Source organism: Halothiobacillus diazotrophicus (assembly GCF_001663815.1).
GTDB lineage: Bacteria > Pseudomonadota > Gammaproteobacteria > Halothiobacillales > Halothiobacillaceae > Halothiobacillus > Halothiobacillus diazotrophicus.
The window spans coordinates 271569-296215 of record NZ_CP016027.1 but is presented as its reverse complement, the minus strand read 5'-3'; the positions used below and the strand labels follow the sequence as shown (position 1 = coordinate 296215).

Genomic DNA, 24647 nt, shown 5'->3' with positions numbered 1-24647 from the left:
CATCAATCCAGCGGAAACGCCCAAAGGCGGCTGGCGAGATAGGTACCGACGGCTACCACAAGAATCACCAGGAACAGGGCGACGGTATAGGGCAGCGGCGTGAACGCCAACAGCAGCGCATAGAGGAATTCGTTGGCCAGGAAGGCCAGCACCGCCACCAGCGCGAAGCGCGGCAGAGCCTGCCGGATCGGGTGAGGTTCTTCCCGGGCGAAGCTCGCGTGCCGATGACCGAAAAAGCTGACCCAGAACGCCACGAAAAACCCGGCGGGGTTGGCCAGCAGCGCCGCCATGCCCGTCTGACTCACCAGAACCCACACGACGGCCAAATGAACCCCCGCCGCAGTCAGGCCGACCAGACCGAAGAAAAACAGCGACTGTCCGGTACGCAGGAGACCCAGAACGCGTTCAGGCGCCATGGTTGATGTCGATGTCGCGGTCCGGCCGTCGCGCCACGCTGCTGTTGTCGATCTGCTCGTCGACGATGTAGCGCGGACGTTGCTTGACCTCGTCGTAGACGCGGCCCAGATATTCTCCCAGGATGCCCACGGAAATCAGCTGGATACCGCTGAAGAGCATCAGGCCGGCCACGATGGTCGTCCAGCCGGCCACGGGTCGCTGGTCGATGAAATAGGCCAGCGTCACATAGGCGCCGTAACCAATGGCCAAGGCCGCCAATAGAAAGCCAAAAATGCTCCAGAGGCGCAAGGGCATGTTCGAGAAGGCCGTAAGTCCGGTCAGCGCCAGGTTCATCAGCCGTCGCCCGGAAAAATGGCTCTTGCCATGCAGCCGGGCAGCCGGGGTATAGGGCAAGGCCAGCGTCCGGAAGCCCACCCAGGCATACAGCCCCTTCATGAAGCGGTTGCGCTCCGGCAGAGCCTGCAGGGCGCGGACGACCCGACGGTCCAGCAGACGAAAATCGCTGGCATCCTCGGGCACCTGCACGGGCGAACCGAAATTGATCAGACGATAGAGCAGCAACGAGCCCCAGCGTTTCCACACGGGTTCGTCATCCCGGTTCTCCCGCACGAGATAGACCATCTGCGCCCCTTCCTGCCAGGCCTGGAACATCCGGGGCATCAGCGCGACCGGATGTTGCAGGTCGGCATCCAGCAAAAAACAGACGTCGCCCCGGGCGCGATCCAGCCCCGCACTCAGGGCCGCCTCTTTGCCGAAATTCCGGGAAAAATGCAGCACCACGAGGCCGGGGTGGGTCTGATAGCCGGCCAGCACCGCACGGGTATCGTCCGAACTGCCGTCGTCGACCAGAATGATTTCCCAAGCCGTACTGAGCGCGGACAGCTGCTCGGTCAACTGCGCGATCAGCCGCGGCAGGTTCGCCGCCTCGTTGTAGGCCGGCACCACACAGGAAATACTCACCGGATGTTCGTTCATGCTCATTCAGTCCAGAAGCCAGTTCAGGGCGTCAGAATACACGCAACCCCGACCATTTCGATGATTCGCCCCGCGCAACCGCAAATCTAACCAGATGGTCATCCGCTGCCGTGGACGCGCGCGCTATGATGAGAGGCATGAAAATCCTCATAGTCGAAGACGATACCCAAGCCGCCCACTACCTGAGCAAGGGGCTGACCGAATCCGGTTACCTCTGCGACGTGGCCGAGGACGGGGAAACCGGGCTGCACCTGGCAATCAGCGGTCAGTACGACGTGCTCATTGTCGACCGCATGCTGCCGAAACTCGACGGTCTGGCCTTGGTGGCCGCCTACCGCGCCGCGGGAAAACATGCCCCGGTCATGATTCTTTCCGCCCTGGGCGAGGTGGACGACCGGATCCACGGCCTGCGGGCGGGCGGCGACGACTACCTCGTGAAACCTTATGCCTTCGGTGAATTGCTGGCCCGGATCACGGCCCTCACCCGCCGGGCGCAACCCGCCGCCAGCACGGACATCCTGCAGGTGGCAGACCTCGAAATCGACCGCAGCAAGCACCGGGTCACGCGGGCCGGCCAGCGCATTCTGCTGCAGCCCCGCGAGTTTCGTCTGCTGGAATACCTGATGCGCCACGCAGACCAAGTCGTGACCCGAACCATGCTCCTGGAACAGGTCTGGGACTACCATTTCGATCCTCAGACCAACGTCATCGAGGTGCACATCTCGCGCCTGCGGCGCAAGATCGATCGGGAATTCAATCCCCCCCTGCTGCATACGATCCGCGGCGCGGGCTATCGGCTGGGCATCCTGCCCGGGGAGTAGGCATGCGGTCGCGACACCTGCAGATTCCCCGACTGCTGCGCACCACGGTATTTCGGCTCTCGTTGATATACGCCGCGGGATTCAGCCTGCTGACCGGTCTCGTGCTGGGGGGCGTGTTCTTCTCGACCCAGAGTTATCTGAACCAGCGCGTGATCGACACGTTGCAGACCGACCTGGCCACCCTGCTCGAACCGGACGACGACCACCCGCCGCTGCACACCGCCGATCTGATGGAGCGCATCCATGATCTACGGCACTTCGATCACAGCCGGGGCGGCATCATCGCGCTGGCCGACCGGAACGGTCATCTACTGGCGGGCAATCTGCTCCAATGGCCAAAAGCCGTACCCCTGGCGCCCGGCGTTTTCACAGTCGACATCCACGACATGTCCATCCCTCCCCCCCTTCGCCAACGCAAGGACGATTTCGACGTGCTGGTGCAGGTCAAGGCCCTGCCGAATGGTAACAGGATCCTGGTGGGCCAACAGCTGGCCGATGAGGAAGATCTGAGCGAATATATCGGCACCCTGTTCCTGATCGCCCTCACGCTCATCAGTCTCGGCGCCGTCTTCGGTGGCGTCATGATGGGCCGGGCCGCCCTGAAGCAGATCGATCAGATCAGCCGGGCCGCGCGACGGATCGCCAGCGGCGACCTGACGGAACGACTGCCCGTCCATCCGCGACGCCGTAACGAATTCGACGAAATCGCCACCGAACTCAACAACACGCTCGATCGCATCAACGCCCTCGTGAAAGGAATGCGGGAGGTCACGGACAACGTGGCGCACGACCTGCGCAGCCCGCTCAACCGCCTGCGCAGCCGCCTGGAAGTCGCCCTGATCGAATCGCAACACACCGCGCCCTGCCAGCAACTGCTGCTCGAAAGCATCGAGGACTTGCAGGGGATCCTGTCCACCTTCAATACCCTGCTCTCGATCTCGCAAGCCGAAGCCGGCATTCAGCGACTCCCCTTCACCCCGCTCGACATCGGGGCGCTCTGCCGGGATCTGGGGGAACTGTACGAAGCCAGTGCCGAAGAAGCCGGCCTGACGCTTGCGGTCTCTGCCCACGAATCATTGTGCGTACGCGGCAACCGCGACCTGCTGGCACAGGCGCTGAGCAACATCCTCGACAACGCCATCAAGTACACGCCGGTTGGCGGGTCGATCACGATTCAGGCACGAAGCGCGGGCAAACAGGCCAGCATTCAGATCTGCGATACCGGGATCGGCGTCCCCAGCGATCAGTACGACCACATCTTCCAGCGATTCGTCCGGCTGGATGCCGCACGCAACCAGCCCGGCAACGGACTGGGATTGGCTCAGGTACTGGCCACCGTCAAGGCGCATCACGGAGACATTGACCTATCCGACCATCGACCGGGATTGTGTCTGGAGATTCGGCTTCCGATCGCCGACTAGGCGCGAGGAGATCCCGAGGAGCCGCGCGTGAACGCGCCCTAACCGGCCTTTGCGGCACGCTCGCGTCGCGCCGCCTTGGGGTCGGCGATCAGGGGGCGGTAGATTTCCACGCGATCCCGGGGCTGCAGGATTTGGCTCAGGGGAACCACCTTCGAAAAGATCCCGATCTTCTGCTGCTGGAGGTCGATTTCGGGGAACTGGTTCAGCACGCCGCTGGCGACGATGGCCTGCTCTGCCGTCGCCTCGACCGACACCTGAACCGGCAGAATCACCTGCTGATCGGGGCGGGCATAGGCGACTTCGACCAACATGGTCGGAGAACGGTCATCAACGCTGATTTTCGAATTGCTCATGATGCCCGACCATCCGTATCGGTGTCCGGACCCGGTGGCGGCTCGGCCGAATGTCCATACACGCTGACTGCACGCTGCTGAAAGGCCGTAACGAGATTGCGGACGATCTCCCGGAACACCGGACCGATCGCCATGTCGACCAGACGATTGGCGAACTCGAAGGACATATCCAATCGAACGACGGCCCCCCCGGATTCCAGATCGTGGAACGACCAGTATCCGTTCAGCGACTTGAACGGTCCGCTCAGCAGGCTGACCTGGATGCGATTGCCGGGCTCGTTCACATTGCGGGTGGCAAAAGTCTTGCGCAGAGCGCCGACCTTCAGGGTGATGCTGGCATCCATTTCGTTGCCATTGACCTTGAGGACGCGCGCCGCATCGCACCAGGGCAGAAAATCCGGATACGCCGCCACATCGTTGACCAGCGCATACATCTGCAGCGCGCTGTAGGATACCTGGACCTGTCGACTGATATTCGTCATGACCTGCTTGCGGATAAAATACGGTTCGCGACCCGACCACAACGGCGGTCGGGGAAGAGTTCATGATAGTACTTCATCTGCCGCCAGGATTTCACGCCGTCCGTCATACCCGGTCAAACCTCGTGGTACCCGGGCCAGGCTACCCGCGCGTACGAAAATCCCTCATGCGACCACCGGCAAAAACTGCCACACTTACGACCCAGACGATACGCGCAATTTGGAACAGACATGTCGAAGAAGAACCAGAGCAGCGGTCAAAGCACGATCGCCCTCAACAAGAAGGCCAAGTTCGATTACTTCCTCACCGACCGGTACGAGGCCGGCCTGGTGCTGGAAGGCTGGGAAGTCAAGGCCTTGCGGGCCGGCAAGGCACAGCTGACCGACGCACACATCCTGCTGAAGAACGGCGAGGCATTCATGATCGGCGGACAGATCAGTCCGCTGATCCAGGCCTCCACCCACATCCGCCCGGACAACACCCGGATCCGCAAGCTCCTGCTCAACCGCCGGGAAATCGATCAGCTGGTGGGCGCCGTGGAGCGCAAGGGGTACACGGTCGTACCCACGGCGCTGTACTGGAAGAACGGTCGAGCCAAGCTGGAAATCGCCCTGGCCCAGGGCAAGAAGGAGCACGACAAGCGTGCGACGCTCAAAGAGCGGGATTGGGCACGCGACAAGCAGCGCATCCTGCGCACCAACTGAGTCACCCCCCCTCGAACAGCACGGTACGCACGAAGGGAACGCTCAGCTTGCGCTGGGCGCTCAGTGAGGCCTGATCGAGTTCGTCGAGAACCTCGAGCAACTTTCCGGTATCCCGCGGCAGTCGCTGCAGCAGATAGGCCGCCGTCTCGAACGGCATCACCAGCCCGCGCTCGTGGGCCTTCACGGTCAACAACTCGATCTTCTCCGCATCGCTGGGTTCCGCGACCGAAATCGTCAGTCCCCAACCAAGACGGGAGGCCAGATCCGGCAGGATGATTGGCAGATCCGCCGGCGGGCGGGCGGCGGTCAGCAGCACGGGTACCTCCTGTTCTCGCAGGCGGTTCAATACGTCGAACACCGCGAATTCGAGCGCACGGTCGCCCGCCACGCTCCCGACGTCATCCAGCACCAGGAGATCGATTTCCTGGGGGTTGACCCGGTTCAGGCCCCGCCGCCCATGATCGAGCGCCAAGGGGAGATAGGCCGCGCGCCGACCCTGCCCGCCCGCATGGAAACAGGCCGCCTGGGCCAGATGCGTCTTGCCCACGCCCAACGGCCCATGCACGAACAACTGCAGTTCGCCGTTCCCCTCGATCTGTTGCATGATCAGGGCGCGCAACAACAGGTTGTCATTGCCGATGAACCCTTCCAGGGATTGCGGCGGATTCAGGTCCAGCGCCAGCGGCAGCTGCTTGAAGGACGTTTGTGACTTACCCACGCGATACGCTCAAGACTGATTGGGATCGGGACGATCCGAGGTAATCCTGAGCGCCGACAGATCGGCATCCCGATAGAAGCGGCTACGCCGGTATCGCTGCAGGGCATGACGCCCCAACACGACACCGATGGCCGATACCGGCAAGGCCAGCAGTACGCCGAAGAAGCCGAACAGGGCCCCTCCGGCCATCACAGCGAAAATCACGGCGACCGGGTGCATGCCGATCCGCCCACCGACGAATCGTGGTTGCCACAAAATGCTCTCCAACGTCTGCCCCACGCCGAAAACGATCAACACCCAGATCAGCGGCGTCATTTCGCCCGTCTGGATGTACATGGCGATCAGGGCCATGGAAATACCGATGATATTGCCAAGATAGGGCACGAAACTCAGCATGCCCGCCGCCATGCCGATGACGACCCCGGTTTCCAGCCCCACAAGCGTCAGCCCGATCGAATAGGTAATGCCGTTGGCCAACATGACGGAGAGCTGACCGCGCAGGAACGCGCCCATCATGACATTGGACTCCTGGGCCAGATCGACCCAGTGGGGCTCCTGCCGACGCGGCAGCAGATCGCGAATGCGACCCATGATATTCGGCCAGTCGCGCAGGAGATAGAACCCCACGACCGGAATCAGCACAAGATTCATCATGGAGAGAATCACGGCGGACCCATTGCCGAGAATCACGCCGGCACTGGTGGCGAGCACCGAACTGATTTCCCGGGCATGACTGACCATCAACTGACTCACGTTCGAGATATTGATGTTCAGTCCGAATCGCTGATTCAGATAAGGCACGAGCTCGGTCTGGATGTTGCCCATGACCTTGGGAACGACATTGATGAGCTTGATCGACTGGTCGATGACCACCGGAACCAAGGCCAGCAGGGCCAGCGACATGACCAGAATGACAACGAAGAAGACCAGCGTGGTGCCGATGCTCCGGTTGATTTTCCAGGCGGAAAGCCGGGTCACCACCGGATCGAACAGATAGGCCAGGACCGCACCGGCCAGAAACGGCGTCAGGATCGGCGCAAGCCGGTATACCACGTAGACCGTCAAGGCCAGTGCAGCCAGGGCTATCCAACGCATCCCGTACTCCTCTCAAACATCCGTAAGACCTCTTGCCGGGCGATATTACCAGCAAAGGCGCGCGACGCGACGCGATAAAAAACGCCTGCCCCGGTGAGGGACAGGCGCCAGGTCCGGGCCATGCTTGTGTCTAAGAACTTCTGCCGGCTTGGCGTGCCGCCGAGATCCGCGGATCAGATGCGCTCGATATGCAGTCCAAGGCCGCGCAGCTCCTCTTCCCGCGTGGGCCCGGCGAGCACGCCGATCGAGGCGGTTTCCGGCTTCAGATAGCGTTCCGCCACGCGCTTGAGATCCGCCTCGGTCACGCCCAGCACTCGGGCCCGCATGAGACGCAACTGCTCGGGCGAGCGTCCGTGCAACTGGTCGAGGAAGGCTTTCTTCGCTTCGCCGGCCGGGGAACCAGGCTTGTCGATGGATGAGATCACGCCGAAGATCGCCTCATCGACGGTTCGGCCCTCGTGGGCGGTGTCGAGCATCCAGTCGATGGCTCGGTCGAAATCGTTCAGCGTCTCGGTCAGACGCGGATCGCGATAGGAATAGAACCGGAAACTCGCCGATTCGGCATCGTAACCCGCCCCACCGCCGTAGGCGCCGCCCTGTTCGCGGATCGTGCGGTGCAGGAACCCATTCCGCAGGAACCCGCCCAACACGGCCAGCGCCGCCGCATCCTCATGGAGCGGCGGGACCGCCGTGTGCGCCTTGGCGCAATAGTTGACGGCCAGATTGCCAAGCCAAGCCTCGCGAACGGTCTGATGGACGGGATTGAGCGCAAACGGCTTGACCGGATCGCCATGATGCATCCTTTTCGCCAGGGGCTCGGCGATGGCATCGAAATGCCGCTGTTCGGCAATGATGTTGTAGCGGCGCAGCCCGCCCTTGATCTTCGCATGCAGCCGTCCCAGTCGCTCGGCGATGTCGGCCAGCGCCTTCGGTTCATCCAGCGCGTCGTCCATCGCCTTGATCCGCCGGACACCGGCCACGCCGCCAGAGCGGTGGGTCAAAGCTGCCCGAGCGGACATGCCGCTGGACGCGAGATTCATGGCATGCACATGCCCGGAACCGGCGATGCCCTGCTCGCTGCGGAAGCGGATCTGACTGATGAGATCCCGAATGCGTGCGGTTTCGTCGAAACGGGCCGCTTCGAGCACCGTGTGGAAGAGATCGACCAGATCGTCGGCATGACGAACCAGTGCCTTGCCCCCGAGCATGAAATAGGACGTCAGGTGTTCGGCATCGTCCAGGGCCGGACGGATGGACGTACGAGCACTGAACCCGCCTGTCCGCGCGGCGACGGCTTCGGCCATCTGCAAGTAATCGCGATCCCCGGCGCCGAGCTCGGTCAGGATACCGCTGTAGATCGGCAGCAGGTCCAGCTCGTCATGGCCCAGATGCGGGAGATCCAGCGCCACCTGAAGATACGCGAGGCCGTTGGTGCTGCGGTTGTACCAGGTCTGGGCCACCGGTTGCGCGAGGGTGCGCTCCGGGGTCGGCAGATCGATATGATCCGGAATATCCTCGCGCGTCACGGTCGGCAGGATGCTGATGTCGTCCACTTCCGCCTGACGTTCGGCCAGGGCCTTGGCCTGAGCGACGATGGCGGCTTTCTCGTCGTCGCTCAACGCCGCCTTCATCTCGGCGAGACGTGCAGCTTCCGCCGCTTGCTTGACGGCCGTGAGTCCCGTATCCGGCTTGAGCACGACCCGTACCCGATGCGGGTTGTCGAGCAGCAGCTTCCGGATGAGTCCGGGAATGAACTCAGGATCGGCCGCCTTGGTGCGCAAACGGGCCAGGGCCGGTTCCAGATCCAGCACGGCGATCGGATCGCCATCGTGGATCGCCGCCGGCAGGCCATGAAGGATCAGCTGCAGACCGTAGGGGAAGCCATCGCCGGTGACCTCACGCTGGGAAAGTTCGATCTGATGCAAGACCGACTCGATCATTTCCGCCGGCACGCCTTGCTCGGCGACGGCGCGCAAGGTATCCAGCACCAGCGCCTCGACCGCGTCGGCGCGATCCGGCTCGGCGCCCTCGACACCGGCCACGAAAACCATCTGTCGCTGGGAGTCTTCCAATCCCAGGATCGGGGATGGCGATCCGCCGAGATCGGTGGTTTCCAGGGCACGCATCAGAGGTGAAGCACTGTTTTCCAGCAACACGCCCTCCAACACCTGTGCTTCCAGGGCCGCATCCAGATCGGTGCTTTCGCCCAACAGCCAGCCAAGAACCACATGGGTCTTTTCACTGGCATCGTCTTCATCCAGCGCATAGGCGGACTCGATAGCCTGCGGTGCGGACAATGGCTTTTCCAGCGGCACGGCTGAGCGGGGGTCGATCCGCGAGAAACGCGCCAGGGCCTTGTCCTGGAACTGGGCCTGAAGATCGGCCACCGGCAGGTTGCCATAGGTCATGAACACCGCGTTCGACGGGTGATAGAAGCGCTGGTAGAACGCCCTGAGCTGTTCGTAGCTAAGGTTTGGGATATCGACCGGTTCGCCGCCGGAGTTGAAGTGATAAGTCGTCGTCGGGAAGAGTTCGGCGGTGAGTGTCTGCCACAACACGGAGGCCGGGTTACTCATCGCCCCTTTCATCTCGTTGAACACGACCCCCTTGAACGTCAGTGGCGTGCTCGGGTCGTCCATCGTCTCGAATTCGACCCGGTGCCCTTCCTGCCGGAAATCCCGCTCGTCGATCCGCGAAAAGAACACGGCGTCCAGATACACGTCGAGCAGGTTGTAGAAGTCCTTCACGTTGCGCGATGCGAACGGATACGCCGTCCAGTCGCTGGCCGTGAACGCGTTCATGAAGGTATTCAACGAACGGCGGATCATCATGAAGAACGGGTCGCGCACGGGGAACCGCTCCGAACCGCAGAGCACCGTGTGCTCCAGAATGTGCGCGACGCCGGTGGAATCTTCCGGAACGGTACGCAGACCGACCAGGAACACGTTCTGATCGTCCTCGCTGGCCAGATGGTAATGGCGTGCGCCGGTGGCATCGTGCCGATACTCATCCACGGTCAGGTTCAGCGCCGCAATGGGCTGTGAACGGAGGAAGGTAAACGCGGGATGGTGGGCTGTGTCGGTCATGGATTCAATCGCTCAACTCGGGGGACTGTGGAGAAGGGTCAAGAGGTAAAGTCTAACCCAGGCGGCCCGTGAATTCAGATCGATTCTGGACACACCCCCAGCTAGATCGCCTCGAACGAAAGCAGCCCCCCAATGCACCGCCTTTTCTTTTTTCACGGGATCGTATAACGTTTCCCTGACAATAATAACGCTTATATATTAATAAATTAGCGAGCCCTGATGGATCAACATCCAACGCCTCCCCGACCGAGCCGATCCGAACCCATTGAGAATACAGGGTTTTCACATGAAAGCCGTCCGCCTTCCTCGGCGACTGCTCGCCAGGTGTTTCGGCATTTGCTACCTTTCTCGGCCAAAGACGAATACCTGAACGTCGGGCAGGCCAACTGGAATCCCGCATTCGATTGCCTGAACAGGCCAGAGGTTATCCCACCGTGGATGCGCGTATGAACGGAGCGGTCAGGGCCCGGAATTCCGAATCGAATCTGCTGACGCCAAACACCAACCTGCTCGACGCACGGCCAACCCGTGCAGAAATGCGGCTCACTTGGGTGCTGATCGGCGGACTGATGGCGGCTCTTGTTCTGGTCTTGCCCATCGCCCATATTCAGTGGCCAGCCTCGAACCTGTTGTATTCCCTGGCCGGCATTTCCGCATTTGCACAGATAGCCACGGGCGTACTGCTTTTGACCCAGGCGCTCATTCTGCGTAACGATTCCGTACTCATTCTCTCCGTCGGCTATCTGACCGGTGGGCTCGTCGTTGCCAGCAACGTCGTCCTCGTTCATGACACGGCGTTGCAACTGTGGGTTTTCCGTATCTGGCACAGCGTATTCGTGCTCGCAATCCTGGGCTACGCTCTGCTTCAGTCCTGCCCCGAGCCGCTTTTGGCACGACGTCGATTCCGCCAACGGGTAAAAGCCTTCGTCGCCATCGGTATCGGGTTCGTCACCCTGCTTGGCGGGTACATCGTATTCAGGCCCTTCGAACTGCCCCTCATCCTCCAGGATACGAACTACGCCACCCCGGCGGATATCTGGGTCAACGTTATCCAGATGATTCTCATATCGGTCGCCTGGATCTGTCTGGTCCGGAACCGACGGAAAACCGTCCTGTCGATCTGGATGGCCGTCGTCGCCGCAGCAGTGTTCGTCGACATCATCCTGTTCATCGTCGGCGGCAAGCTGTTCAGCGTGGGTCTGTATATTTCCAAGCTCAACAACCTCATCGCCGTGACACTGATCTTCTACGTAATCTTCTACCATTACGTGCGAATCCAGCACGAGCTGCTGAGAAACCGGGTCTGGTTGATGCGCGCCAATCGCCGATTGAACAGAAAGGCCCTGAGCGACCCCTTGACCACCCTGCCCAATCGGGCCGCCCTTGAGGCCTATCTCAACTTTGCTCTGGGACGCGCCGAACGGCACAAGGGTATCCTGGCGGTCTGCGTGATCGACCTGGACGAATTCAAACCGGTGAACGACCGGTACGGTCATGAAGTCGGCGATCAGCTACTCAACGCACTTGCCAAACGCCTTTCGGGCACCCTGCGGATGGAAGAGTTCCTCGCACGACTCGGCGGCGACGAATTCGTTCTCGTACTGGAAGGCGTGGAGAATATCAGCACCCTGAACGTGATCATGGAGCGAATTTCGGACGAAATCGCGCGACCCTTCGTGCTTCAGGACGGTATCCATGTTCAGGTGCATGCCAGTATCGGGATCGCCACCTACCCGGAAATCAAGACGGCGGACGAACTCATGCGCATGGCCGATCGGGCGCTTTACCGGGCCAAGAACGAGAAAAAATCGAGAAGCCGCAACTGGCAGCTTCACCTGCTGGAAACCCCAACGGGCTGAATTAAGCCGAAGCGCGCACGGTGGCAACATTATCCCGAAGGTAGATCGGGCTGGCCTGCGCCGGATCCAGCCAATCGGTCCGGGGCACTGCCGCCACGAGCGGGATGGCATCGCGGGCATGGGGCAACGCATCCGGCGCGACATGCGCCCAATCCCCCTGCTCCGTCAGTTCGGGATAACGACCGAACCCTGTGCCGGCCGCAACACCCCCCACCCAATCCGTCCGCTGAAGCAGCTGCGCCGGCGGTAGAACCCGTTCGGGTTCGCTGGCGAAAACGACACCGCCCTCGCCGGGCAGGAAGGCGCCGTAGTAAACCTCACCCATGCGCGCATCGATCGCCGCATGAATGGTGCCGGCCTTGCCCTGGGCCAGCCAGCGATCCAGCTGCCCTTGCGCCAAGGTCGCCAGCGAGGATACGCCGACCATCGGCAAATCCTGGGCCAGAGCGATGCCCTGGGCGCAGGCCGTTGCGATGCGAACACCGGTAAACGAACCCGGCCCGCGGCCAAAACCGATCAGATCCAATTGTGCATAGGAAAGCCCGGCCTCGGCCAGCAGGGACTCCGCCATGGGCAGCAAGTCGCGCGCATGACCGCGCGGGGAGATCTCGAAGGCGGAAAGCACGCGGCCATGATTGCACACGGCCGCCGTACAGGCCTCGGTGGCCGAATCGATGTACAGAATATTCAACACAGAACCGTTCGATAATTTCGTTGGATTAGAAAAAGCTACACCCAATGGCGGTGAATGATGCCCAGGAGGGACTCGGTCGACGCATCGAAGTTGCCCGGGGCCGCATGTCCGACTGCCGGAAGAAGCTCGCCCGCCATCTGCTTGCCGAGTTCCACGCCCCACTGATCATAGGAATCGATATGCCAAATGGCACCGGCGACGAAGATCCGGTGCTCATAGAGAGCAACCAGGGCCCCCACCGCTTCCGGGGTCATCTGCGGAAAGAGAATCGTGGTGCTCGGCTGATTGCCCGGACAGACCCGATGGGGTGCGATCCGCGTCACCGTCTCCGCATCCACCCCCGCCGCGCGCATTTCGGCCATCACGGTCTCCAGGGGACGACCGAGCATCAATGCGCGCGTCTGCGCCAACAGGTTGGCCAGCAACATGGCCTGCTGCTCGCCTACCGGCGTATGCGTCCGGATTGCGGCAATGAAGTCACTGGGAATCAACCGTGTGCCCTGGTGCAGCAGCTGATAGAACGCATGCTGGCCGTTGGTTCCCGCTCCGCCCCAGACGACCGGGCCGGTCGCATAATCCACGCGATGACCATCGAGATCAACGGATTTTCCATTGGATTCCATGCTGGCCTGCTGCAGATAAGCCGGCAGACGCCCGAGACGCGTGCCGTACGGCAGAACAGCCAGCGTCTCGGCGCCCAGGAAGCTGCTGTTCCAGACGTCGATCAACCCAAGGGTCAACGGCAGGTTCTCCACCATCGGAGCTGTCCGGAAATGCTCGTCCATCGCATGGGCGCCCTCCAGCAGACGCTCGAACCCGTCCATGCCGATATACAGGGCAATCGGCAGGCCGATGGCCGACCACAGGGAATAACGGCCGCCAACCCAGTCCCAGAAGCCGAACATGTTGTCCACATCGATCCCGAACGCCGCCACTTCGTCGCGATTGGTGGAGACGGCCACGAAATGCTTCGCCACTGCTTCCGCCGATCCGGCATGTTCGACGAACCAGCGACGTGCCGTATGAGCGTTCGCCAGGGTCTCCTGGGTCGTGAACGTCTTGGATGCAACCACGAACAGGGTTCGGGCCGGATCGAGGGTCTTGAGCAGGCTCGCGATCTCGCTGGGGGCGATATTGGCAACGAAATGGGCCCGCATGCCATATTGCGCCTGTGAGGCCAAGGCATCGCAGATCATCCGTGGCCCCAGGTCGGACCCCCCGATGCCGATATTCACCACATCGGTGATGCGTTCCCCGCTGTAACCCAGCCAGCGGCCTTCGTGGACGGCGTCGGTAAAGCGACGCATCCGGCGCAGCACGTCGTTCACCGCCGGCATCACGTCCTGACCATCGACCAGAATGGGGCGATTGCTGCGGTTGCGCAGCGCCACGTGCAGCACGGACCGATTCTCGGTCGTGTTGATCCGTTCGCCGGCAAACATGGCATCACGTCGGGCCAGAACCCCTTGCGTATCCGCCAGGTCGCGCAACAGATCCAGGGTTTCCGTCGTGACCCGCTGCTTGCTGTAATCCACCAGCAGGCCGGCCACCGATGCACTGAAGGTTTCCGCTCGATGCGCATCATCCGCGAACAGGTTTTCCAGACGCAACGACTTCAGAGATTCGGCATGCGCCATCAGTGCGCGCCAGGCCTCGGATTCAATCAATCGGCTCATCAAAACGACTCCCTGCGGACTGGTATTCTTTGCTCAAACACGTTGAAGACTGCGATTGGCATCCCGATCACGGAATGCTCAGATCGTCACGCCAATGGTGACTGTCGTCGTCGAACAGGCGGTCGGCTTCGGGTGGCCCCCAGGTGCCTGCCGCATAACTATGGATGTAATCCCGCTCGATGGACCAGGTCTTGAGAATGGGATCGACGACACGCCACGCCCAGGCCACTTCATCGTATCGCAGAAACAGGGTTTGATCACCGCGCATCACATCGATCAGCAACGCGGCGTAGGCATCCAGCTTGACGCGTTCCGGCGCCGTGTAGCTGGCATCCATCTGCACGGTCCGCGTCCGCATTTCAAGACCATCGGTCTTGATCTGCAACTCGAACCGAACGTTCTCCTGAGGCTGGATGCCGATGAGCAACCAGTTCGGATCCGTCTTGACGAGCGCCGTTTCCCGAAAAAGCTGCTGAGGCGGATCGCGGAAACGGACGGAAATCTGGGAATGCGTCTGCGCCATGCGCTTTCCGGTGCGCAGATAGAAGGGCACGCCCCGCCAGCGCCAGTTGTCGATATACAGCTTGACGGCGGCATAGGTCTCGGTGATCGAATCGGGCGCCACGCCGGATTCGTCCAGATAGCCGATCTCGTTTTCACCGCAGACGACACCCCGCTGGTACTGGGCGCGAAACGCCTGCGCATGAACGGCGCGATGAGGGATCGGGCGGATACTGCGCAACACCTTGACCTTTTCGTCGCGCACCGCTTCGGCATCCATGGATGGCGGCGGCTCCATGGCAATCAGCGCCAGCATCTGCATCAGGTGGCTCTGAACCATGTCCCGCAGAGCGCCGGCCGACTCGTAATACCCCGCCCGGGAGCCGATACCCAGCGTCTCGGCATGGGAAATCTGGATATGGTCGATATAGTTGCGGTTCCAGAGCGGTTCGAGCAGCAGGTTGGCGAATCGCATCACCATGATGTTCTGGACCGTTCCCTTCCCCAGATAGTGATCGATCCGGTAGATCTGCTGCTCGGAAAAATGCTTGTGCAGCAATGAGTCGAGGGCGTGGGCACTTTCGATATCGTGCCCGAAGGGTTTCTCGATGACGAGTCGGCGGCACCCGCGCGATTCATCCACCAGCTTGGCCGCCGCCAGATGGTGACAGATGGGCCCGAACGCCTCGGGCGGGACGGCAAAATAGAAGAGGACGCAGGCCGGAAACTCCGGCATTGCCAGTCGATCGGACAGGGACGTGAACGATTCCGGCGTTTCATAGTCGCCGCTCTGGAAGTACAGCCGCTGGAGCAGGTGATCGAGGACGGCATTCTCCGCCTGCTCGTCGTCGCTGAGCAGGACACGCACCTCGTCGCGCCAGTGATCATCCGTCCAGTCCCGTCGGCCAAACCCGATGATACGTGTGGACGGTGCCAACTCCCCGGCCTGCTCCAACTGATAGAGGGCGGGAATCAGCTTCTTGTGCGCCAGATTGCCGGTCGCGCCGAAAATGACGATGGTCACGGCCTCGTGGCGAACTGGGTTGCGGCCCGTCGCGGTCTTTGCTTGAGACATCCTCGTACTCCTTGTGTCCGAAGCCTTCCCCGAAGGGGACGGCATGATGACTGGCACGGCCGCAATGCGGCCCGGATTGCACCGGATTACTTGCGGGTGATGGCATGACCACCGAAGGCATTGCGCATCAGCGACAACAACCGGTTGCCATACCCTTCCGCATCCTGACTGGCAAAGCGCATCTGCAAGGCCAGCGTCATGACCGGTGCGGACACGCCCAGATCGATCGCCTCCTTGGCCGTCCAGCGTCCTTCACCCGAATCCGCTACCACGGGGGCGATATGCTGCAACTCCTGCCCCTGGGCGGCCAGGGCCTCGGCAGTGAGGTCCAACAGCCAGCTTTGCACGACGGAGCCGTCTCGCCACAATTCCGTGATCTGGGCGAGATCGAGATCGAACGCCTTCTTGGCGCGCAGCACGGCCAACCCCTCGGCCAAAGCCTGCATCATGCCGTACTCGATCCCGTTGTGGACCATCTTGACGTAATGCCCGGACCCGACCGGCCCAACGTGCCCCCATCCGTGATCGGCGGAGGGCGCCAAGACGCGGATGGCCGGTTCGATCAGGGCAAACGCTTCCTTAGAGCCCCCGACCATCAGGCTATAACCGTTTTTCAGCCCCCAGACGCCCCCCGAGGTGCCGACGTCCATATAGTGAACCTCGGCCTCCTGGACCTGGACTGCCCGTGCCAGCGTATCCTGGTAGAAACTGTTGCCGCCGTCGATCAGCAGATCGCCCGGAGAAAGTTTCGGCAGAATCTGCTCGATGGCCTCCCCCGTCACCGCACCGGCCGGCAACATCAGCCACACGATCCGGGGTGCGGGCAACGCGGCAATGAACTGCTCAAGATCGTAGGCGGCGGTGATGTTCGCCTCTTCGGCGACCAGTTCGTCGATGGGGCCCGCACTGCGATTGTGCGCCACGACCTCGATCCCGCCACGTGACAGACGACGCGCCATGTTGGCGCCCATGCGACCCAAGCCATAGATACCCAATTTCATAAGTCTCTCCTCAACGATTTCTGGCACGGAGGCACAGGGACCGCCTATTCTCGATCCGCCGGCCGGCCGAGGGATCAGAGGCGCCTGCTTCGATCATCGAGCGAAGCCGGACGCGGTCGACGGGTTGCACCCTACGCCATGGGGATAGCACATTAAACGTATCGACACCATCGAGATTAAACGAAACGCGGCAATGTGCGGCATTATTTATGCGCCTGGTGCCAATTCTCGGCGTCACAGGGCAAATCACTGCCAGAAAGCACGGCTGAACCGGTATACTGACGCACAAAATCTGACCGCTTGATGACAAACCAGGTCATCGAAGCGCCGCCGGTGTGGTGTTCAGCGTTAACCAATGCCCCGAATCATCGCCTGTTCTTATTTTGAGTGCCGTCATGAAAAAACAAGCCAAAAATAACGATAAAATTCTTCGTGCCCGGGTCCGGCTATTCGGCAACCTGCTGGGCGAGGTGCTCAAGGAACAGACCGGCGAACATATCTTCGATACAGTGGAAACCCTGCGCCGGGGTTTCATCCGCTTGCGCCAGAAGCACAATCCGAAACTCCACGCACGCCTGATGACTCTGGTGCGCACCCTCGACCCGGATACCCTGAACTTCGTCGTCCGGGCCTATGGTCTGTACTTCAGCCTGGTGAACATCGCCGAAGAGGACTTCATGCACCAGTGCCGCCGTCGCCAAGTGCGTCTCGGCCTGCGACTCTGGTCCGGCTCCTTCTACGACACCATCCGCGAATTCTCCAAGCAGAAAATGACGCCGGAACAGCTGCAAACCCTGCTCGATCGCCTCATCTACATGCCGGTGTTCACGGCACACCCCACGGAAGCCAAGCGCCGCACGGTCATGGATCTGCAACGCCGGATCTTCCTGCTCTGTGCCGAAATGGACCGTCCGGACGTCATGGGCATCGAACGCGACCGGATCCACCGCCAGGTCAAGGCCGTGATCCTGTCGCTCCTGAAGACGAACGAAGTCCGCACCACCCGCCCCGAAGTGCACGACGAAATCCGCCTGGGCCTGTATTACTTCCGCACCTCGATCTTCGATGCCGTACCGCTGGCCTATCGGTATCTGGAGCGGGCCGTGGACGTCAACTTCAACGAAAAGCACCCGGAAACCCCGGTCACCGTACCCAGCATGTTCCGCTTCGGTTCCTGGATCGGCGGGGACCGCGACGGCAATCCCTACGTGACGCACGAAGTGACGACCTTCGCCGTGTGCTCGGCCACCCAGACGATTCTGGAAGAGTACCTGGAGCGCCTTTCCGCCATGGATCGCGTGCTCACGCATTCCAGTCGCCTGTGCCCGGAAATCAACATGGCCGCGCTGGGCCTCGACCAGGATGCCGTGGACCTCAACCTCAGCCCGTTGGAAAATACGGGCGATACCTTCTTCACGGAAGAACCCTATCGCCTCAAGCTTCGCGTCATCGGGCAGCGCCTTCAGCATAATCTCGCCTATGTTCGTGGCTTGCTCAACAAGCAACCGATCCCGCTGGCACCGGAGGCCTACGCCAACAAGGACCTCTTCCTGGCCGATCTCTACCGCATCCGCGACACGTTGATCGCCACCGGCGACCAACTGCTGGCCGACGGCGACATCAAGGATGTGATCCGACTCGCAGAAACCTTCGGCTGGCATCTGCTCAAGCTCGACATCCGTCAGGAATCCACCCGCCACACACGCACCGTCGGCGAGATCCTCAAGCAGCTTCAGCCCAAAACCGATTACGAAGCGCTTGGCGAATCCGAGCGGCTGGCCACACTGACCGCCCTACTCGGCAAGACCAAGCACAAGGCCATCGACATGACGGCCCTATCCGAGGAAGCCGCGGAGACGCTGACGGTCTTCAAGGCGAAGCGGGAACTGATCGACACCATCAGCCGCGACTGTTTCGGCACTTACGTCATTTCCATGACGCACGCGGCCAGCCATGTGATGGAAGTCATGTTCCTGGCCCAGCTGGCCGGGCTGGTCGGCAAGCGCAAGAACCAGTGGTTCTGTGACATCCAAGTGTCCCCGCTGTTCGAAACCATCGAGGATCTTCAGCAGATCGAGAGCGTGCTTGGCACGCTGTTCGAAAACCCCGTGTACCGCGAATTGCTGCGTGTCTCCGGCGACCTGCAGGAAGTGATGCTCGGTTATTCGGACTCCTGCAAAGATGGCGGATCCCTGGCGTCGACCTGGAGTCTGTACAACGCTCAGAAGCGTGTTCTGAACATCACCCAGAAGCATGGCATCGAAAGCCGCCTGTTCCACGGTCGCGGCGGGACGGTGGCGCGGGGCGGCGGGCCGACCCACGAATCGATCCTGTCCCTGCCCTATGGCACGGTGGAAGGCCAGATCAAATTCACCGAACAGGGCGAAGTGCTTTCCTCCAAGTACAGCAATACAGAAACCGCCATCTACGAAATCACCATGGGCGCCACGGGCCTGATGAAGGCATCCGCCCATCTGGTTCTGCCCCGGGATCCGATTCCGGAGGCACACGAACAGGTGGTGGCCGAACTCGCCGAATACGGCGAACGCGCCTACCGCAAACTCACCGATGAAACCCCGTTCTTCTTCAACTACTTCTTCGAGGCCACCCCCGTGCGGGAACTGGGGCTGCTCAACATCGGCTCACGGCCGGCCTCACGGAAGGTAGGTGACCTCTCCAAGGCCTCCGTACGCGCCATTCCCTGGGTGTTCGGCTGGTCGGAATCCCGGCATACCCTGCCGGCCTGGTATGGCTTCGGATCGGCCCTCCAGACCTGGCGGGAAAAACACGGCGATCAGCAGGAACTCCTCACCCATCTGTTCAAGCACTGGCCGTTCTTCCACAGCATGCTCCGCAATACCCAGCTTTCCCTGACCAAGGGCGAGATGACCATTGCCGGGGAGTACGCCAGCCTGGTCACCGATCAGGAACAGGCACGCCAGGTGTATGGCATGATTCGGGAGGAGTATTTCCGTACGCTGGAAGAAGTGCTGAAGGTTGCCGAAGCAGAATCCCTGGTCGAAATCGATGAATACATCGGCACGTCCATGATGCGCCGCAATCCTTATCTGGATGTGCTGAACCACATCCAGATCGTGTTGCTGCGCCGGTATCGGGACGAAAGCGAGCCGGAAGCGGATCGCCAGAAGTGGCTGCCTGCCCTGTTGCGATCGATCAATGCGATCGCCGCGGGCATGCGCAATACAGGCTGACCCAAACGCAATCCGCGGGGGGCCGATCGGCTCCTTGACCCGGGCTACTGCTCAAATCGAAAACCGTTATGGAGCGAGCCTGCAACGCCCTAGCGGCGATAGGTCTTGGCCAATGCCGTCATGCGTGCCGCCAACTCGTCGGTCAGATCGCTTTCGGAAAATGACCAGCGCCAATTGTCCACCGTCGTGCCGGGGGTATTGATCCGCCCCGACGTGTCACAGCCGAGCCAATCGGCAATCGGTACCACCACGAGCTGGGCAATCGACATGTAGGCGGTATGAATCAGCGCATCCGGCATGGGCTCCGTATCCGGCACGCCCAGCTTCTTCAGCACTGACCATACGCGCGCACGTGCCGGGGTATCCAGACTCTGCCACCAGCCCAGCGTGGTGTCGTTGTCGTGCGTCCCGGTACAGACAACCGAATCCAGTTCATGGTTTTCCGGCAGATAGGGATTTTCTTCGTCACTATCGAAGGCAAACTGCAGGATCTTCATGCCCGGCAAGCCGAAAGTCTTGCGCAGGGCAACCACATCTTCGGTAATCACCCCGAGATCCTCGGCGATCACCGGCAAATGACCATCCATCTCATCACGCAAGGCTGACAGCAAGGCATCCCCCGGCGCGGGCACCCATTGGCCATCCATTGCCGTGTCGCAGGCAGCGGGAATCGACCAGTAGGCAGCCAGACCGCGAAAATGATCGATGCGCACCCAGTCGAACAGGGCGACATGGCGCCGGAACCGGGCGCGCCACCACGAAAACCCATCGGCGGCCATCCGATCCCAATCGAACAGGGGATTACCCCAACGCTGTCCCGTTTCGGAAAAATAATCCGGCGGCACGCCGGCCACGACGGTCGGTTGCCCGTGCTCATCAAGGAAAAACTGGTCGCGATTGGCCCAGACATCCGCGGAATCACCGGCCACGAAAATCGGCAGATCGCCGTAGATCAGAATGCCGCGCTCATGGGCGGCATCGACGATTGCCTGCCATTGACGATCCAGCAGAAATTGCTCGAAGGCGATATCCTGAATCAAATCGGCATGGATCTTTTCGAACGTTTCCAGCGCAGCGGAATCACGATCCCGCAAGGAATGGGGCCACGCCATCCAGGAAGCCCCGCCCAGCTGATGCTTGATCGCCACGAACAGGGCGTAATCCGACAACCAGTGTCGGTTCTTTTCCTCAAAGCGCTTGAACGCGGACTTCATCTCCCGGGTCTGATGACGTCCCTTCAGACGATCCTGAAGGTCGGCCCGCTTGCTAAAACCCGCATCGGCCAACAGATGCGCCCGCGAAAGGAATCCTGGATTGATCGCGAACGAAGAGGCGCACTGATACGGCGATCCATCCAACAACGGCGGCCCCAAGGGCAATACCTGCCAGACCGTGATGCCGCTGCGCGCCAGGAAATCGATAAAGGCCAGCGCAGATTCGCCGAAATCTCCCGAAGGTAGGCTGAAGATCGGTGCCAACACCCCGGCTCGCCGCCGGGCGCAGGGCATTTCCCGGATCGGAACCTGCCGTTGCGCCCTGTGAAACAGACTCATTGGCCTCGCCGCATCACGCCACCCGCCTCGACACTGGCATCGGGTGCATGAGAGCCGACACACAACGGTTCGGAAAGATTATGTGGGGCCGGCTGGCCGATCAACTCGTAGAGGCGGGACAATTGCAGCCGGTACAGTTGATCGAAATCCCGCACCGCATCCCCGGGGTTATAGTCGCCAAACCACCAGAACCAGTCCGATCCTTCGCAGATGGCCAGTTGCTGCAGGTTGGCCGCCAGCGTTTCGCTATTCCATTTCCCGGACGCTTGCGCCTTCTTGAAGGCCATGCGTGCATCCACCAACATGTCCCATGCGCGATTCTTGGCGGCACTGCCAATCCAGGTGGCCAGGTTGCCATGCACCCAACTCCCCGCGACCACATGCTGGAGACTTCGCCGCTTGAGGCTTTGCCCGACGACACCGGAAAAGGTCGTCAGCGACAGCTTCGGGTGATTGCTGAGCCGCTTGTACAACGTATCAAGAAACCAGAACCCGTTGTCGGGATAGAACTCCCAGGCGTTTTCGCCATCCAGGATGATCGAGACCACCGCATCCTCGCTGTCGCAGGCGTCATGGATACTCTCGAGATGATTGATGAAGTTTGTCACCGCATCGTCGGCATGCCAGTTCTGGTAATCGAAACCGATCAGATCGGATAATCCGTCGTCACGGAAGAAAATAGCCGGTGAGAGATGATCGAACTGCCAGACCCGGTGCCGACAGCTGTTATCCACATGACCATGGCGGGCACGCGAATTCGCCAGAACCTGATCGCCACTGGCCAACCAACTGAAGCCCGCCTCGGCCAGCGCCTGCACGGTCGGCTCGGAAATGGCCCCTTCCGAAGGCCAGCAACCACTGGGGTGGAGTCCGAAATAGCGCTGAAAGACCTCCAGCCCGTGCACCAGATGCCACTGAACCCGCTCAGGACCATCCGGATAGACGACATGCTGGGGCTGCGGGTCATGCGGATTCGCCTGCTTGCCGGCCTGCATGTCGAGCAGTAACGGCATGATCGGATGGGCATAGGGCGTCATGGACAATTCGACACGTCCCTGCTCGGCCAGGGTTCGATAGCGCGGGAAAATGCTTGCAATCAGGGAACCGAGCAGCAAAAACAACTGCAGGCGATCCTGTTCGTCGAAATTCGTTGCCTTGGTCATCAGCCGTTGCACCAGCTGATTGTTCTGCCGCACGGTCTCACCCAACCAGGCCAGGTGATACCAGACAGAGAGATCGCCGATGAAGGCATCACTCAGATAGCGCCCATCCGTCGTCGTGGCGGAAATCGAACGGGCCAGATCGACCAAATCGTTGAACGGCTCGAAGCGCCGGATCAGACGTGACTCATTCGCGCGCATGAGCGCACGCACGACACGCATGCGCAATGCCGGGTCGACAAGGGCGGAGGGCTGGACCAGGGATTGCAGAATCGGATCGCGAACCTGATCGATATCCTTGCTGACCGAGTACGCATCAACCTGCTTGGCATAGTCATCCAGCTGTTCGAGCAGGATCGGCACGAAATTCACGACCGCACAGGCATCCGGATAACGCTCGAGATGTGCCACCATGTCCACATAATCCTTGATGGCATGCAGGTAGGTCCACGGCTGCTGATAGACCTTGTCCCGAGGGTCGCGGTATTCGGGCTGGTGCATGTGCCAGCATAGAACGACAGGTAATTTTTTACGCTTCATTCACCGCACCATGTGCAATTGTTGCCCAATCATGTCCGGCGTGACGAGCACGACCCCATTCGGGCTGACCTCGAACCGCGCCTTGTCTGCGACCGGATCGAACCCGATTTCCATATCTTCGGGGATGATGCAGCCTTTGTCGATAACTGCCTTCTGTATTTTTGCACGCTCGCCAATGACGACATTGGGCAAAATCACCGAATCGGTCACCGAGGCCTGTTCGCGGACCACCACATTCGAAAACAGGAGAGAATGTCGAACGACGGCACCGGAGATAATGCAGCCACCGGAAACCATGGAATCCACGGCCATGCCTCGGCGGCCCTCTTCATCAAAAACGAACTTCGCAGGGGGTAACTGTTGCTGATGCGTCCAAATCGGCCACTCCGTATCGTAGAGGTTGAGATCGGGCGTCACGCCGATCAACTCGAGGTTTGCCGCCCAATAGGAGTCGATCGTACCGACATCGCGCCAATACGCCTGATTTCCGGACTGCATTTCCCGGAACGGATAGGCAAAAACCTGATAGTTCTTGATCACACGCGGAATGATGTTTTTACCGAAATCGTGATCCGACGTCGGATCATCCGCATCGCGAATCAGTTGTTCGAACAGGAATTTCGTGTTGAAAACATAAATCCCCATCGAGGCCAGAGAATAATTCTCCGAATTGGGCATTCGCGGTGGATTTTCCGGCTTTTCGACAAACATATTTACACGACCACGGGAATCGATACCCATGACACCGAATGCACTGGCGTCCTCGACAGGGACTTCTATACAGCCAATGGTTAAATCCGCATCATTTTCCACATGGTAGGCAATCATGGGACCATAATCCATTTTATAAATATGATCGCCCGCTAATATCAGAATATATTCGGCATTATGCGTCCGCAAAATATCGATATTTTGATAAACGGCATCGGCAGTACCGCTATACCAGGATTTCTCATTGATCCGCTGCTGCGCCGGCAGCAGCTCGACAAACTCGTCCCGCGCCATGTGGTTGGCACCCCAGGCCAACTGGATATGCTTGATCAGCGAATGCGCCTTGTACTGGGTCAGAACGGCGACGCGGCGGATACCCGAATTCACGCAATTCGACAGGGGGAAGTCGATGATGCGGAATTTACCGCCAAACGGTACGGCCGGCTTCGCGCGCCAGTCGGTCAGTTGCTTCAACCGAGAGCCCCGCCCTCCGGAAAGGACGAGCGCCAACGTATCGCGTGTAATTCGACTAACCAACCGCTTGGGGCTATCAATGCGCATATCTATTTCCCATAATAACAGTACGTGCTTTACA

Annotated in this window: 19 protein-coding genes; 5 read left to right on the top strand and 14 right to left on the bottom strand. The window is 60.6% G+C overall.

Annotation, left to right across the window (positions count from 1 at the left end; translation table 11 throughout):
- Positions 1-2: 2 nt before the first annotated feature.
- On the bottom strand, positions 3-416 hold the full coding sequence (locus A9404_RS01335) for a GtrA family protein (protein ID WP_066097967.1): 414 nt from the start codon (positions 414-416) through the stop codon (positions 3-5).
- Positions 406-1392, bottom strand: coding sequence for a glycosyltransferase family 2 protein (locus A9404_RS01330; RefSeq protein WP_066097965.1), 987 nt, complete (start codon positions 1390-1392; stop codon positions 406-408). The genes A9404_RS01335 and A9404_RS01330 overlap by 11 nt, the downstream gene beginning before the upstream one ends.
- A 137-nt stretch (positions 1393-1529) precedes the next feature.
- Between A9404_RS01330 and A9404_RS01325 the strand changes: the two genes are divergently transcribed.
- Both A9404_RS01325 and A9404_RS01320 read left to right on the top strand, forming a co-directional pair.
- Entirely contained in the window at positions 1530-2213 is a 684-nt protein-coding gene (locus A9404_RS01325) for a response regulator transcription factor (protein ID WP_066097963.1), read from the top strand.
- Positions 2214-2215: 2 nt separating this feature from the next.
- Entirely contained in the window at positions 2216-3634 is a 1419-nt protein-coding gene (locus tag A9404_RS01320; protein ID WP_066097961.1) for a sensor histidine kinase, read from the top strand.
- A 38-nt stretch (positions 3635-3672) separates the two neighbouring features.
- Here A9404_RS01320 and A9404_RS01315 read toward each other — a convergent pair whose 3' ends face one another.
- Both A9404_RS01315 and A9404_RS01310 read right to left on the bottom strand, forming a co-directional pair.
- Positions 3673-3987, bottom strand: a complete 315-nt coding sequence (locus A9404_RS01315) for an RnfH family protein (RefSeq protein ID WP_066097959.1) — start codon at positions 3985-3987, stop codon at positions 3673-3675.
- The gene (locus A9404_RS01310; protein ID WP_066102582.1) at positions 3984-4469 is read right to left on the bottom strand and encodes a type II toxin-antitoxin system RatA family toxin; all 486 of its coding nucleotides are present in this window, start codon (positions 4467-4469) and stop codon (positions 3984-3986) included. The genes A9404_RS01315 and A9404_RS01310 overlap by 4 nt, the downstream gene beginning before the upstream one ends.
- A 228-nt stretch (positions 4470-4697) precedes the next feature.
- Here A9404_RS01310 and smpB point away from each other — a divergent pair, with 228 nt between their 5' ends.
- Positions 4698-5171, top strand: a complete 474-nt coding sequence (gene smpB, locus A9404_RS01305) for an SsrA-binding protein SmpB (protein WP_066097956.1) — start codon at positions 4698-4700, stop codon at positions 5169-5171.
- Position 5172: 1 nt separating this feature from the next.
- Here smpB and hda read toward each other — a convergent pair whose 3' ends face one another.
- The 3 genes from hda to A9404_RS01290 all read right to left on the bottom strand — a co-directional run bounded on the left by hda (position 5173) and on the right by A9404_RS01290 (position 10070).
- The gene (hda, locus tag A9404_RS01300; RefSeq protein WP_066097955.1) at positions 5173-5889 is read right to left on the bottom strand and encodes a DnaA regulatory inactivator Hda; all 717 of its coding nucleotides are present in this window, start codon (positions 5887-5889) and stop codon (positions 5173-5175) included.
- A gap of 9 nt (positions 5890-5898) precedes the next feature.
- Positions 5899-6984, bottom strand: a complete 1086-nt coding sequence (locus tag A9404_RS01295; RefSeq protein ID WP_066097953.1) for an AI-2E family transporter — start codon at positions 6982-6984, stop codon at positions 5899-5901.
- Between the two features lie 173 nt (positions 6985-7157).
- Complete coding sequence (locus A9404_RS01290) at positions 7158-10070, bottom strand: insulinase family protein (protein WP_082922644.1); 2913 nt, start codon at positions 10068-10070, stop codon at positions 7158-7160.
- A 446-nt stretch (positions 10071-10516) separates the two neighbouring features.
- On the opposite strand from A9404_RS01290, the gene A9404_RS01285 reads away from it, so the two are divergent.
- A complete protein-coding gene (locus A9404_RS01285) occupies positions 10517-11929 on the top strand; it encodes a sensor domain-containing diguanylate cyclase (RefSeq protein WP_066097949.1) in 1413 nt (470 codons plus the stop codon).
- 1 nt (position 11930) lies between these two features.
- Here A9404_RS01285 and tsaB read toward each other — a convergent pair whose 3' ends face one another.
- From tsaB to gnd, 4 genes are all read right to left on the bottom strand, one after another.
- Positions 11931-12623, bottom strand: a complete 693-nt coding sequence (gene tsaB, locus A9404_RS01280) for a tRNA (adenosine(37)-N6)-threonylcarbamoyltransferase complex dimerization subunit type 1 TsaB (RefSeq protein ID WP_066097947.1) — start codon at positions 12621-12623, stop codon at positions 11931-11933.
- 35 nt (positions 12624-12658) lie between these two features.
- Positions 12659-14299, bottom strand: coding sequence for a glucose-6-phosphate isomerase (pgi, locus tag A9404_RS01275; protein WP_066097945.1), 1641 nt, complete (start codon positions 14297-14299; stop codon positions 12659-12661).
- A 67-nt stretch (positions 14300-14366) separates the two neighbouring features.
- Positions 14367-15875, bottom strand: a complete 1509-nt coding sequence (zwf, locus tag A9404_RS01270) for a glucose-6-phosphate dehydrogenase (RefSeq protein ID WP_066097943.1) — start codon at positions 15873-15875, stop codon at positions 14367-14369.
- A gap of 86 nt (positions 15876-15961) precedes the next feature.
- Positions 15962-16876, bottom strand: coding sequence for a phosphogluconate dehydrogenase (NAD(+)-dependent, decarboxylating) (gene gnd / locus A9404_RS01265; RefSeq protein ID WP_066097940.1), 915 nt, complete (start codon positions 16874-16876; stop codon positions 15962-15964).
- Positions 16877-17271: 395 nt separating this feature from the next.
- Here gnd and ppc point away from each other — a divergent pair, with 395 nt between their 5' ends.
- Positions 17272-20088, top strand: coding sequence for a phosphoenolpyruvate carboxylase (gene ppc, locus A9404_RS01260; RefSeq protein ID WP_066097938.1), 2817 nt, complete (start codon positions 17272-17274; stop codon positions 20086-20088).
- An 89-nt stretch (positions 20089-20177) separates the two neighbouring features.
- Here ppc and malQ read toward each other — a convergent pair whose 3' ends face one another.
- From malQ to glgC, 3 genes are read right to left on the bottom strand one after another with little or no spacing between them, the layout of a single operon-like run.
- Complete coding sequence (malQ, locus tag A9404_RS01255) at positions 20178-21641, bottom strand: 4-alpha-glucanotransferase (RefSeq protein WP_231880930.1); 1464 nt, start codon at positions 21639-21641, stop codon at positions 20178-20180.
- Positions 21638-23341: a glycoside hydrolase family 57 protein gene (locus tag A9404_RS01250; RefSeq protein WP_066097936.1), complete on the bottom strand. Its 1704-nt coding sequence runs from the start codon at positions 23339-23341 to the stop codon at positions 21638-21640. The genes malQ and A9404_RS01250 overlap by 4 nt, the downstream gene beginning before the upstream one ends.
- Complete coding sequence (gene glgC / locus A9404_RS01245; protein ID WP_066097934.1) at positions 23342-24613, bottom strand: glucose-1-phosphate adenylyltransferase; 1272 nt, start codon at positions 24611-24613, stop codon at positions 23342-23344. It abuts the gene before it with no gap.
- Positions 24614-24647: the final 34 nt, after the last annotated feature.